Source organism: Almyronema sp. (assembly GCF_052168255.1).
In the GTDB taxonomy this organism is placed as follows: Bacteria; Cyanobacteriota; Cyanobacteriia; order Phormidesmidales; family Phormidesmidaceae; genus Sphaerothrix; species Sphaerothrix epifaneia.
The window spans coordinates 219,712-232,097 of the sequence record NZ_JBQLZL010000042.1; the positions used below are offsets into that span (position 1 = coordinate 219,712).

Consider the following 12,386-nt stretch of genomic DNA (forward strand, 5'->3'; position numbering starts at 1 on the left):
CACGCTGCCTCTGGCTCATCTCTGGCTCATCTAAATATTGGCCACCAGCTAAAGCGCTTTTACCGTCGCTGGCGTTTTTTGCGCCAGCCGATTTTGCCAATCGCGAACGAGTTCGTCTTCGCTGCGATAGGCTTCCCACGTTCCGGTATCAAAGCCGCGGATGGCCCATTGCCCTCGTATCGTATTGCCATCATCTGAAAGCGTACCGCTATAGTGAATCGGCGCATTTGCCTGAGTCAAATAACGCTTGAAAAACTGAACGCTACGGCCAACCACTTCACCGCTCACCTGAGCTTCGCCTAAAGGGCCGTCATCGAGAATGCGACCACTAAGGCTGTTGCCTCCTTGCAGCAGCGTTGCTTCAAATCGGGTGGGAAGATTCGCTTGCCAGTAAGTTCCCAGCCAAGCGCCACTAAGGTTTGCCATACTCAAATCCCAGAGGAGTCTCTCATGCTAACAGTTCGTTGTTTTAAGGCAAAACAGCCCATTGGCTAAGCTATCTCATTCAAATTCATGCCACAACGTTGCCATAACGTTTTGCTAGCGGAGCCGCATTGTAAAAATATGATGAAGTTCTATAAATACCAAAACGCGAAGAAATACTGAGAAAAAATCCTTAATTTCGTCGATATATCTCGCTATATCCCATTCTTGCCAGACAGTTTCGGTCAAGGTACACCCTTACCGAAGAAAAATTCAGTGTAAATACTGCCTAGAGCCAGCAGTCTCATAAAAAAACTATGAAGCTGAGCCAATTAACAAGCTTAAATTGAACCCACTCAGTACCTTTGAGATGGTTGACAAAACTCGTTACTTACTCTAGGAAGATAGCTATGTCAGCGACTGAGATGGCCAACCACAAGCTCCAGCTTCTAGATACAACCCTCAATGTCCAAACCGTTCCTTTAGCAGCTAAAACAGTTTTTTACATACCTGCATTTTTGCAAGATGCCAATCGACATGGGGGCAAAAGACGGAGTGAGCAGCTAGCAGAAGCCCTATTAGAAAGCAGCAATCATATTCGTATTTTCAGATACAAAACCTTTAGCTTTAGCCCCTATTGGTTTTGTGTGCTAGGTAAGCGCAGTTTCGTCTATTGGACTGCTCGTCGCCTTTCATTACGAGGCGCTTTGGGTTACTTGCTATACGGGATGGCGCTAGCAAAAGAACTGACTCGCCTGAAGCCTCAAGCAGTGGTGGTAGAAACGGCTCCTCGGCTGACAATGCTTTATGCCGATATTGTCAGAAAGCTGAGAATTCCTTATTGCTTAGTTCCCCATAACATCGAGTTTATGGTACCGGGTAAACACGATAGCACTTTTGCCAGTAATTTTGCTGTTTATGCTTGGGAGGCGACGCTATTTCAGTCTGCCAAAAAAGTCCTTCCTATTTCTTCTCTCGATGAAACTGTACTGAAATGCTTAGGAGCAAATACAGCCCCTTTTTCGTATTTTCCGACTCAAGCAACCTATCAGCAATTTCAGCAAATTGCTGATAAGCGGCAGCAATTTCAAGCTCAAAATCATTCCCGCTTTGTCTTAATTTTAGGCTCTGCCGCTAATGCTCCTAACCGCCGGGGCATCAAGTCTTTGCTGGAGTACATTAAGTCAAGCGCTGCTCTTAAAAGCAAACACTTTAAAGTGGCGGGTCATTTTACCGAGCAGTTTGCCAACTATAGGGCTGACAACATTGACATTGCAGGCACTCTGGATGAAGAGACTTTACATAAGCTGCTAATTGAATGTGAGTTTGTGTTGTTGCGGCAGCCTCAAACAACGGGTTTTATGACTCGTTTGGTGGAACTCAATTTATGCGGCATTCCAGTTGTTTTGTTGGGCAGCTATGTCCAGGCTGAGAGTTTAGCTGACTTTGGTATTAAGTATTTAGATAGCGAAAAGCCTTCCATAGAAGATTTGTTGTCTCCTATTCCGGTTTTACAGAAATTTACCAAGCCTCTATTGCCGGATCTAGAAATGGGTTTAACTTGAGCTGAAACTAAGCTTAAGTAACCGCTAGCGCCTCTTTGTTTGGTTCGATGGAGGTAACCTGTTATACTCCCTTCGGTGTACCAGCCAACAGCTCTGGGCTGTTAGACTGACGCTAGGCAAAGGTGGTCAATTTTTCAGGGGTGTAAAGCTGCTAAGATCCCTGGCTATCTCACTTTTGCTGTTAAATCCTAGCTGAGATAGCTGCTATATGCGTCTGTTTATCGTTGCAGCGCTGGCGATCGCGCTGCTGGCTATTTTGTTTGCCGTCCAGAATACTAATTTAGTCACGATCAATTTATTGACCTGGCAATTTAGAGAATCGTTGGCATTGGTACTGCTAGCAACGCTAGCTATCGGAGTTGTCATTGGTCTGTTGGTTTCCATGCCCGCTTTAATTCGGCGCGACTGGCGTAACTCGCGCTTTAAACGGCAGGTTGATAGTTTGGAAGCGCAAATTACCGCCGCCCAGCAAGATATGGCCGCTCAATCTGAAAAACAGGGGGCTTTGCGGGAGAGCTACGACACGCTACTTGGCTCATTAGGGCTAATGGACAGCGTTACAGGGTTGCTACACCAGAAAGCGCTGCCACAGACGGTGTCTTCTCTCCTACGGCGTTTGTATACTGAGGTTGAAGATCCGCACTATCGTTCTGTGTGCTTATTTTTGATGCAAGCGGAACCCACAGCCCAGCAGACGGGCATTTTAGCCACGCAGGAAAAACTGCTGTGGCAGGCGATCGCCGACATTTTGCAGCAAAACGCAGCGGTTGAAAGCTGGCTTTACAGCGATGGTAAAGGCCAGTTTGCCTGTACCGCCACCGGGCTAGACGAAAAGCAAGCGGCTGACTACGGCGAAGCTCTACAGGCGTTTGTGGTCAAAAATTCGGTGCCTTTGCAAGATGGCTCGGTTGTAGACGTCAACTTAAGCGTAGGGGGCGCGATCGCCAATCGCAGCCACCCTACCGATGGCGTGACGCTTTTGCAGCAAGCAACAGAGGCGCTGAATCAGGCACAACAGCGAGGGCGTAATCGCTTTCGGCTATTGCAGGTATCTGCTTAGTCGTTGGGCGTGTGTCTGGAAAAGACGTAAATTCGCTGCGTTTCTAATTGCTGACACAGTTCCGAGGGTTGTATTGCTTCGGGATGGGTATTTAACCGAAAAATTTGCCGATCTAACTTAACCTGCAAATTCATAAACGGATCGCCGCCAGACGACACCATAAACTCTAGCTGGCTGATAGTTGGCCAGGTGGTTAGCTGGTCTAAAATTTGGGCGATCGCCTGCAAATAGGGATGATCGCAGTGTTGATACCAGTCAGCCGCGACCAAATCAGGCTGGTCTAGCCCCAGGTTCACAATCAGCGAAGCCCGACCAAACAAAGCGATCGCCACTGAACGCGCTTCTTCTTGCAGACGCAGGTCGGATTGCTCTACTAGATGTCGTAGCTTTTCTAAACGCTCATACCGCTCAGTGACCGGAATTGTGGCTTCTTGCCAGTGAACGGCGATCGTCAGCAGATAAGACTGCAACAACAGATGACCCATCTTTTTGGCTTTGGTTGCCAAATATTCAGAATTGTAAGAAGTCGCTTCGATCAGCAACGGCACCCGATCGACCATTTCAAGGCCATAGCCTTTAAGGCCAGCAATTTTGCGCGGATTGTTGGTGATCAAACAAAACTGCTTGACCCCAATGTCATTGAGAATTTGAGCGCCAATACCATAGTTGCGCTGATCAACTGGCAAACCCAGTTTTTCGTTAGCTTCTACCGTGTCGAGTCCCATATCTTGCAAAGAATAGGCTTTGAGCTTGTTAATTAAGCCAATTCCCCGCCCTTCTTGGCGTAAGTAAACAACAACGCCCTCGCCCGCATTTTCAATCATTTTTAAGGCCGCCTGTAGCTGCATACGACAGTCGCAGCGGAGCGACCCCAAGGCATCGCCTGTCAAACATTCGGAATGGACGCGCACCATCACAGGGGCTTGAGCAAACCTGGCTGGATCCCCTTTGACCAAAGCCACATGCTCAGAATCGTCTAGCAGGTTGCGATAAGCATAAATTTTGAAGTCACCGAACTGACTGGGCAGATCAGCGACGGCTTCGCGATGGATGAAGCGCTCGTGGCGAAGGCGATAGCTAATCAAATCGGCAATACTAATCAGCTTGAGCTGATGCCGACGAGCATACTCTACCAGGTGGGGCAGACGAGCCATTGAGCCATCAGGGTTTTGAATTTCGCAAATGACTCCTGCCGGATACAGCCCCGCTAGCTTAGACAAATCGACAGCCGCCTCAGTATGACCAGCCCGTTTGAGAACGCCGCCTGCTTTTGCCCGTAGGGGGAAAATGTGACCCGGTCGGCGCAAATCGCTAGGTCGGGCATTGGGGTTGATGGCAATTTGAATGGTACGGGCTCGATCTTCAGCCGAAATACCTGTAGTTACGCCTAAATGCAGAGCGGCATCAATGCTGACGGTAAACGCCGTTTGCTCATTTTCATCTTCAAAGGCGCTGTGGCTAACCATCAGCGGTAAGTCGAGTTCATCTAGGCGCTTCCCCGTCATGGCTAGACAAATGAGCCCGCGAGCTTCTACCGCCATGAAATTAATCATATCGGGCGTGGCAAACTGGGCAGCGCAGATGACATCTCCCTCATTTTCGCGGTTTTCGTCATCTACCACTACAATCGCGCGGCCAGCCGCTAAATCGGCTAAGGCTGATTCGATCGAATCAAATTGAAAATCCACTTTAGCCGAGGATGCCGTTGAATCAGCATCAAAAAAAGGGATTCCAGAAGGATTTGACACAACAATACCTGTAACACTTTGAATTAAATGCTCTTGTTTGATTGTAGTCTTGGCGTCTACGAGAAAGCCTGACGCTAGGCGGCGATCGCCATCTAGCAACAGCCTTGGCTAAAAATGTAATTGCCCTGAAGCACTGCCCAGCTTTGGCAAACTTAAAAATTCAATCGTTGAACACAATTTAGATATCAAATATTGCGGTAAGCTCCAGCAAAACTCAGATTTTGGTAATACAATTCAGCAGCAGTAACGTTACATCAGCCGTTACTAAACTGTTGTCGATAGTGTGGACTCGGTTAGATCAATGGGAGACTCGGAACGAGTATCGATTGGAATTGTAGGGGCATCGGGGTATGGGGGCGTGCAGTTGGTGCGGTTGCTCAAACATCACCCCCATGCCGAACTTGTCTATTTGGGGGGCGACAGCAGTGCAGGCAAGGGATTTGCCGATCTCTATCCTCATTTGGGACACGCAGTTGACTTAACTGTAGAAGCAATTGATCTAGAGGCGATCGCCAATCGCTGTCAGGTAGTCTTTCTATCTTTGCCAAACGGCTTGGCTTGTAAGATGGCACCTACCTTGGTGGAAAAAGGCTGTCGGGTTTTAGATCTCTCAGCCGACTATCGCTTTAGAAACCTAGAAACCTATCAAAGCTGGTACGGCATTGAGCGCGATGACGCTGAGGTGGCGGCGACGGCGGTCTATGGCTTACCAGAACTTTACCGCGATCGCATTCGAGAGGCGCAATTGGTGGGCTGCCCAGGTTGCTATCCCACCGCTAGTTTGCTCGCGATCGCGCCGTTGCTCAAGCAGGGATTAGCCCAACCGGAGAGCTTGATTATTGACGCCAAGTCGGGCACTTCTGGCGGGGGGCGTCAGGCAAAAACACATTTGCTCTTAGCTGAAGCCGACAACTCGCTAGCCGCCTATGGCGTAGCCCGCCACCGCCACACCCCCGAAATTGAACAGACTTGCAGCGATCTCGCAGGTCATGAAGTGATGGTGCAATTTACGCCCCACTTAATTCCAATGGTGCGCGGCATTTTAGCCACCGTTTATGCCACGATGCGAGATCCAGGGCTGGTACGAGACGACTTGCTAACAATCTATTCCGCTTTTTACCGCAACTCAGAATGGGTAAAAATTTTGTCGAACGGTTTGTACCCTCAAACCAAGTGGGCTTGGGGCACCAATCTTTGCTACATCGGGATTGAAGTGGATCCTCGCACGGGTCGAGTCATTGTGCTCTCAGCCATTGACAATTTAATGAAAGGTCAGGCAGGTCAGGCGGTGCAATGCTTCAACTTAATGATGGGCTTTGCGGAAACATTGGGTCTACCCAATCTGAGCTTTTATCCCTAGCGCCAGACGGTTAGAGAAATCGCCAGTCAATGCCAAGCCTCTGGCTTGGTATCTTTTTAGATTTTTTAGAGCTATTAGGGGTTGTAGTCTGGTTCAGTCCAGACGACGGTGCGCTGTAACGGTGATTTGCGCCCACTTTGCTCTTGCATAATGCTGCTAGCCTGACTGGGATCAAAATAACGGCTAAAGTCAGTCCGCAGCTCAGCCGTTTCTGTTTCCGCTTGCTTGACCGCCGTATCAACCGCTTGCAGGCGTGCCCTTTGGTTTTGAAAATAGGGCACAAGCTTCATCAGCGCTGATACGATCGCGGCTAGCAACAGCAGATTAACCGCTAGCTTGGCACCCACCTCTAGCCCTAACGCCAGCGGTGACTGAGCCGCCAGATAGGCAGAACGTCTGCTTAAACGACGCTGTCGGGGCGGATAAAGGCGGCGGCTTTGAGGAGAAGTGACGACGTTTAGAGGCTGCGGTGCGGTCATAGAAACTGTTAGCGCCGAAATAATGACTTTGGCTACAGAATAGCGCCAATTCTACGAGAACACAGCTAAAAAATCTAGCGATTTTTCTAGAAAACCTATTTACCAGCATTTAGCGGCTGAGAGAGCGGCTGAGAAAGCCATTTCACCCCCCCGTTAGGCGATATTGAAGCGGCTAAAGTCTGCGGCTCTAGGCGATCGCCGCTTGAGTATTTAGCCCTGTCTCAGCGATCGCAGCCTAAATAAAGACCCTAGACAAAAATGCCTAGAGTCTTTTTGCGTTAGTTTTAAGCTAGGTCTGTTTTGGCCGCAGCCTTTAAGTGAGCCGACTAGGCGACTTACTTGTAAAGCTCAGTGGAAAGACGCAGGGCGAGAATGCCCGGAATCAAAGCCACTACAAGGGCAACGTATACCTGAGTATCTGATAAAGACATTGTAAGACTGTTCCTTGACGTCACAATAGAGAGTCATCAGTCATTTTTGACTAAAATTGCTAACGCTAAGGCATGATCGACATTATCTGTTACACACCGTAATTTCTTTACCTTAGCGTTCTGGACAATAGGGTTTGTGCTGAATGGTATCAATGGCTACTTATGGCAGGCTAGCTCAGCAGGCATAAATTAAAAGGCAACTCTACACTAAGAATAATAGTCGTCAATTTTGAGTTGTTTTAGCTGCGATCGCATTATTCCTTTTATCGTTAGATCCTTTTATCTTTGAGTACTTCCCGCCCGATTCGCACTCATTTTGACCGCCAGGTGAGACGCCTGCAGCGAGATATCTTGCGCATGGGTGCTTTAGTCGAAAGTTCTTGTTTACTCGCTCGCGAAGCCCTCTGCGATCGCAACTTAGAAGCTGCCAAAAAGCTCAAAATTCAGGATCGCCAAATTGACCAGTTTTACCGCCAAATTGAACTAGACTGCATCAACCTATTAATGCTGCAGGCTCCAGTAACCCAAGACTTACGACTTCTCAGCGCCTTTATGCAGCTTGTGCGTGACCTAGAGCGAATTGGCGATTACTCCAAAGATATTGGTGAAGTCGCCATCAAGCTGTTTCCTTATCCGGTTGACCCCTGCATTGGTCGAGTCCGCACCATGCTCGATCGCTGTCGCTCGATGGTTGCTCTAAGCCTAGTCGCTTTGTCTAACCTAGATGCCGAAACCGGAAATCAAATCAAAGACAAAGACGATGCCGTCGATCAAGACTATGAAGAACTCTACACTTTACTGGCTCATCAGCGCGATATAGAAGGTGTGATCGAACCCATTGTGTTACTGGTATTAGTCATTCGCTATCTAGAGCGAATTGCCGATCATGCTACTAACATTGGCAAACGAGTAGCCTTTATCGTCACCGGGCAGCGAACCTAGAAATAAGCCGAGCAGTCAGCAGACGTCGAGTTAGACGTGAATATGTAGAAGTGTAAAACTCGGCAAATTTGAGTTGAATTTAAACAGATTAGGCTATAACGGGTTTGACAGGATTCCGCTTAGTACGGAAGGATAGATAAAGTGTAGATATGTTCCGGGTAAGGCCCTTACAGTACACGGAATAATCCATCACTTTATTCTTACTCTGCTGAGAGGAAACTCATTTGGACTGTGAGTTTTGGTCTGTTGCGCTGAGGCAACCAAGAGGCGAACAGTTCAGAGGTGATTTCCTGCCACTGGGGTAATTGTGCCGCTAATTAGCATAGCTAGGCAGATTCTCCAGGTAGCCTTACAGACTGCAGAGAAAGCTGTAAGCAAGCGGACTCAGGTTCGTTTGCAAAGCTTGCTGAAGGGGACTGCCAGAAACAGGTAAATATTTCGGACATTATCAAGGACGCTTCACTCAATGGATTTCTCAATTGCCGCTTTGCTTGCCAATTTTAACCATGACAAATCGGTTACGCTCAAAACTTTAGAAAAAAAACTTAACTGTAAGGCGGCAGAAAGCACTCGTATGCTGCAAATTGCCGTCGATGCCCTAGAGCGAATTGGCATTCTAGAAAAAGACCGAGGTAAATACCGTCGGGTGGAAGAAGACGGCGTCGTTGAAGGTAAGCTGCGTTGTTCTAGTAAAGGCTTTTGCTTCGCGATTCAAGACGAAGAAGGTTCTGAAGATATTTATGTACGAGAAAGCCATCTCAATACGGCCTGGAATGGCGATCGCGTTTTAATCAAAGTCACCAAAGAAGGCAGTCGGCGGCGCAGTCCGGAGGGGGAAGTCAAGCTTATTTTAGAGCGGGCCAATACATCGGTGCTGGCACGGGTTAAAAAAGAAGACGAACAGTACCAAGCCGTCCCCTTAGACGATCGCTTACTGTTTGAACTCGAACTGCAGCCCAACGGTAAACCCGGCATTCTACAGCAGGCAGTGGATCAACTCGTCCATATTGAAATTTTGCGCTACCCTCTAGGCCAAGAACCGCCTAAAGGTCGAGTTGCCCAAATTTTGGGCAGTGATGCGGAAGCCGCCTCCGATTTAGATATTGTCTACTGCAAGCACGACCTGCCCCGAAGCTTTTCTGAAGAAGTTTTAGAAGCTGCTAGAGCTTTGCCTACGCGAGTTCGCAAAGCCGATATGAAAAACCGAGTAGATTTGCGTGAGCAAATGACCCTCACCATTGACGGGCCAGACGCCAAAGCAATTGACGATGCCTTAACCCTACAAAAAACTGACTCAGGCCACTGGCGCTTGGGCGTTCATATTTCAGATATCTCCTACTATGTGCCGATGGGGTCTGCAATTGATCGCGAAGCACAAAAGCGAGGCACTTCGGTCTATTTAGGAGAAGAAGAGGTGCCGCTGCTGCCGCCGCCCCTTTCAGGCACCTTAGGGTCGCTGTTAGCGGGTAAAGATCGCTTAGCCCTTTCTCTCATCGCTACCCTAGACGATGCGGGCAGTGTGGTGGAATTTGAAATTCAGCCAACCATTGTTAACGTTGACTATCAGCTCAACTATCAGCAGGCGCAGGCGATTTTAGAGCGCTCAGAGGCAGAGGCGCTCGAACGCTTAGGCATTAAAGAAAAAGACATTAAAAAGTTCGAGCCGATCTATGAACTGCTCGATCAGCTTTTTCAACTCAGTCAAGCGGTGAAGCAGCAGCGCCATGCGCGGGGCGCTTTTGAGCTTAATTTACCAGAAGAGTCTTTTCCAACAGAAGCCGACAGCAAACAAAAACCTTACGTTTCGCCCAAGTTCCAATATGACGATGAAGGAGCTTTAGGGGCAATGGTGGTGTCTGCGCACCTACCTGCCCGCATTGTGGTGACTGAGTTTATGCTGCTAGCCAATCATCTCGTCGCCGATCACCTCAAGGCTCTCAGCGTTCCTGCTATCTACCGTGTTCACCGCACCCCTGATCCGGCTGATGTGCAAGAGTTGATTAAGCTAGCCAATAACATGGGGTTGGATCTGCAGCTAAAAGATGAGGAAACGGTTCATTCTCGCGACTATCAAAACTTTGTTGAGCAGTTTGCCAACTCCAAGGCTGAAAAGGTTTTAACTTATCTTTTGCTGGATTCGTTTAAGCCTGCTTTTTATAGCGTGCATCCCGATACCCACTTTGGGCTGGCGCTCGAAGCGGGTTATACCCATTTTGCTTCGCCGATGCGTCGCTATCCAGATTTGTTGGTGCATCGCGTCTTACATGCTGTTTTTGATCAAGGCCGCGATCGCCGCTCAACGCGATCTAAGGAACGGGTCAATCTGCACCACAGCAGCAGCCACGGCAAAATTAACTGGGGTGTCTTACCACCCGATATTCACCACGAACTCGAAGATCATTTTTCTCGCATTACGGTGCATCTAACTGAGCGGGAACGGCTAGCTCAAGATGCCGAAGCCGACCTAGAAGGCTTGAAAAAAGCCGAGTTTATGCAAGCCCATACGGGCGAGGTCTTCCACGGCCTCATCACGGGGGTACAATCCTACGGTTTCTTTGTTGAAATTGAAGAACTGCTAGTCGAAGGATTAGTGCACGTCAGTTCGCTCAAAGATGACTGGTATGAGTACCGTTCGCGCCAGCAAAAGCTGGTAGGCCGTAAAAATCGCAAGCAGTATCGCTTAGGCGATCGCGTTGAAGTTCAAGTCAAAAGCGTAGACTACTACCGCCAGCAAATTGACCTGCTAGCCGTCGGCGGGGGTAGCGAAGCCGCAGACGACGACGATGACGACGATCTAGAAGACGGTGTCGAAAGCGCAGTAGATGAAACAGACGGCTACGATGAGGACAACTGATCGGCCACTGATTTTAGGTATCACAGGGGCTTCGGGTCTTATTTATGCTGTGCAAGCACTCAAACACCTGCTTGCGGCTGACTATGCCGTAGAACTGGTGGCTTCTAAATCAACCCATCTGGTATGGCAGGCGGAACAAAGCCAGCGGATGCCTGTAGAACCCGTTCAGCAAGAAGCGTTTTGGCGCGAACAGGCTGGTGGGGTGACAGGTGGCAAGCTGCGTTGCCATCCCTGGGGAGATGTTGGAGCCACGATTGCGAGTGGTTCGTTTCGGACGTTGGGAATGGTGGTGATGCCTTGCAGCATGAGTACCGTTGCTAAAATAGCAGCAGGGCTGAGTTCTGATTTGTTAGAGCGGGCTGCTGATGTTCAGCTCAAGGAAAAGCGTCCTTTGATTGTGGTGCCGCGTGAAACGCCGTTTAGCTTGATTCACCTGCGCAATTTGACCACCCTAGCCGAAGCTGGAGCGCAGATTGTGCCTGCCATTCCAGCCTGGTATCACAATCCGCAGACGATTGCCGATTTGGTCGATTTTGTCGTTGCCCGCGTGCTTGATCAGCTGGATATTGATTGTGTGCCTTTGCGGCGATGGCAGGGGCACCTGGAGGAAACCAGAGAATGACCACAACTCGTCTGGTTGCGCTTTTGCTAGCCGTAGGCGCTTTGGTGCTCTTTGCGGTGCAAAATACATCGCCCGCTTTGCCGCTCGTATTTTTGGGTATGCAAACACGGGCGTTGCCAATCGCCGTTTGGCTGGTAGGGGCGATCGCGGCTGGAGCGATCACCGCTTTATTGCTGGCTGGATTAATCGAACTTGCAGGCAGCAACTCGCGCTCTGAACCGCGTTCTAACTGGACGCAGCCACAAGGCGATCGCCCCAGCGCTGCCCGCTGGCAGACGCCACCAGCCCGCAGCGATCGCTCCCAAGCAGCCTCACCCCCCCCCAAAACGGCAAGCCGCGATCGCTCACCGCAAGAGGCCGATTGGGAAACCTTTCGCTCCCCCGAAAACTGGGACAACTGGGGCGAACAGCCTGACCCGGATGCCCCGCCGCCGCGACAACCTCCCCGTTCTCGGCGGCAGCGAGAACAGTATCAAGTGGAAGATTCGCTTAATGAACTAACGCAAGGGTGGGAAGACTGGCAGGCGGAAAGTCCTGCTACTGGCGCTAGCGTCGCAGCCGATTTGCGCGATACGGATGATCTAGAAGCAGGTTGGGAAGATTGGCCAGACGATATGGCTGTAGAGGATTCCAGCCCGCGCGACTACGAAGCGCCCGCATCCCCCAAACGGGTTTATCAGTCCGGTTCAATTTATGCTGAAAGCTACCGTGGGGACGACGAAGCGGCTAATGTTCACCCTGATGGGTCTGCTGCTGGCGAAACGGCTATCGGTGGCCGCGTGGGAGAAGATGGGGTTTATGAAGCCGATTACCGGGTGATTATACCTCCCTACCGCAATCTGGACGAAACGGATGATGCAGATTGGCCAACAGGCGATCGCCCTTCAGCTCCTTAGCCAACC

11 protein-coding genes are annotated in these 12,386 nt (G+C 49.7%); 7 read left to right on the forward strand and 4 right to left on the reverse strand.

From position 1 onward, the window contains the following. Positions 1 to 48 precede the first annotated feature (48 nt). Positions 49 to 426: a hypothetical protein gene (locus tag ACTS3T_RS10240; protein ID WP_377961518.1), complete on the reverse strand. Its 378-nt coding sequence runs from the start codon at positions 424 to 426 to the stop codon at positions 49 to 51. A 407-nt stretch (positions 427 to 833) separates the two neighbouring features. Here ACTS3T_RS10240 and ACTS3T_RS10245 point away from each other — a divergent pair, with 407 nt between their 5' ends. After that, on the forward strand, positions 834 to 1,988 hold the full coding sequence (locus ACTS3T_RS10245) for a glycosyltransferase family protein (RefSeq protein WP_377961516.1): 1,155 nt from the start codon (positions 834 to 836) through the stop codon (positions 1,986 to 1,988). A gap of 208 nt (positions 1,989 to 2,196) precedes the next feature. Next, on the forward strand, positions 2,197 to 3,048 hold the full coding sequence (locus tag ACTS3T_RS10250) for a lipopolysaccharide assembly protein LapA domain-containing protein (protein WP_377961513.1): 852 nt from the start codon (positions 2,197 to 2,199) through the stop codon (positions 3,046 to 3,048). On the opposite strand, the gene ribBA is transcribed toward ACTS3T_RS10250, so the two are convergent. Then, positions 3,045 to 4,736 (reverse strand): bifunctional 3,4-dihydroxy-2-butanone-4-phosphate synthase/GTP cyclohydrolase II, encoded by a 1,692-nt coding sequence (ribBA, locus tag ACTS3T_RS10255; RefSeq protein ID WP_377961900.1) that lies wholly within the window; start codon positions 4,734 to 4,736, stop codon positions 3,045 to 3,047. The genes ACTS3T_RS10250 and ribBA overlap by 4 nt on opposite strands. 361 nt (positions 4,737 to 5,097) lie before the next feature. Between ribBA and argC the strand changes: the two genes are divergently transcribed. After that, positions 5,098 to 6,156, forward strand: a complete 1,059-nt coding sequence (argC, locus tag ACTS3T_RS10260; RefSeq protein ID WP_377961511.1) for an N-acetyl-gamma-glutamyl-phosphate reductase — start codon at positions 5,098 to 5,100, stop codon at positions 6,154 to 6,156. Positions 6,157 to 6,230: 74 nt separating this feature from the next. On the opposite strand, the gene ACTS3T_RS10265 is transcribed toward argC, so the two are convergent. Together ACTS3T_RS10265 and psaM are read right to left on the reverse strand one after the other, a co-directional pair. Further along, positions 6,231 to 6,635: a slr1601 family putative cell division protein gene (locus tag ACTS3T_RS10265; protein ID WP_377961508.1), complete on the reverse strand. Its 405-nt coding sequence runs from the start codon at positions 6,633 to 6,635 to the stop codon at positions 6,231 to 6,233. A 335-nt stretch (positions 6,636 to 6,970) separates the two neighbouring features. Next, positions 6,971 to 7,066: a photosystem I reaction center subunit XII gene (gene psaM / locus ACTS3T_RS10270; protein ID WP_346289190.1), complete on the reverse strand. Its 96-nt coding sequence runs from the start codon at positions 7,064 to 7,066 to the stop codon at positions 6,971 to 6,973. Between the two features lie 285 nt (positions 7,067 to 7,351). Between psaM and phoU the strand changes: the two genes are divergently transcribed. From phoU to ACTS3T_RS10290, 4 genes are all read left to right on the forward strand, one after another. Continuing rightward, positions 7,352 to 8,008 carry a phosphate signaling complex protein PhoU gene (phoU, locus tag ACTS3T_RS10275; RefSeq protein WP_377961505.1) on the forward strand — a complete coding sequence of 219 codons (657 nt, stop codon included), beginning with the start codon at positions 7,352 to 7,354 and terminating at the stop codon, positions 8,006 to 8,008. Positions 8,009 to 8,474: 466 nt separating this feature from the next. Next, a complete protein-coding gene (locus ACTS3T_RS10280) occupies positions 8,475 to 10,862 on the forward strand; it encodes a ribonuclease R family protein (protein WP_377961502.1) in 2,388 nt (795 codons plus the stop codon). Continuing rightward, positions 10,849 to 11,484 (forward strand): flavin prenyltransferase UbiX, encoded by a 636-nt coding sequence (locus ACTS3T_RS10285; protein WP_377961499.1) that lies wholly within the window; start codon positions 10,849 to 10,851, stop codon positions 11,482 to 11,484. The genes ACTS3T_RS10280 and ACTS3T_RS10285 overlap by 14 nt, the downstream gene beginning before the upstream one ends. Next, complete coding sequence (locus ACTS3T_RS10290) at positions 11,481 to 12,380, forward strand: hypothetical protein (RefSeq protein ID WP_377961497.1); 900 nt, start codon at positions 11,481 to 11,483, stop codon at positions 12,378 to 12,380. The genes ACTS3T_RS10285 and ACTS3T_RS10290 overlap by 4 nt, the downstream gene beginning before the upstream one ends. Positions 12,381 to 12,386 lie beyond the last annotated feature (6 nt).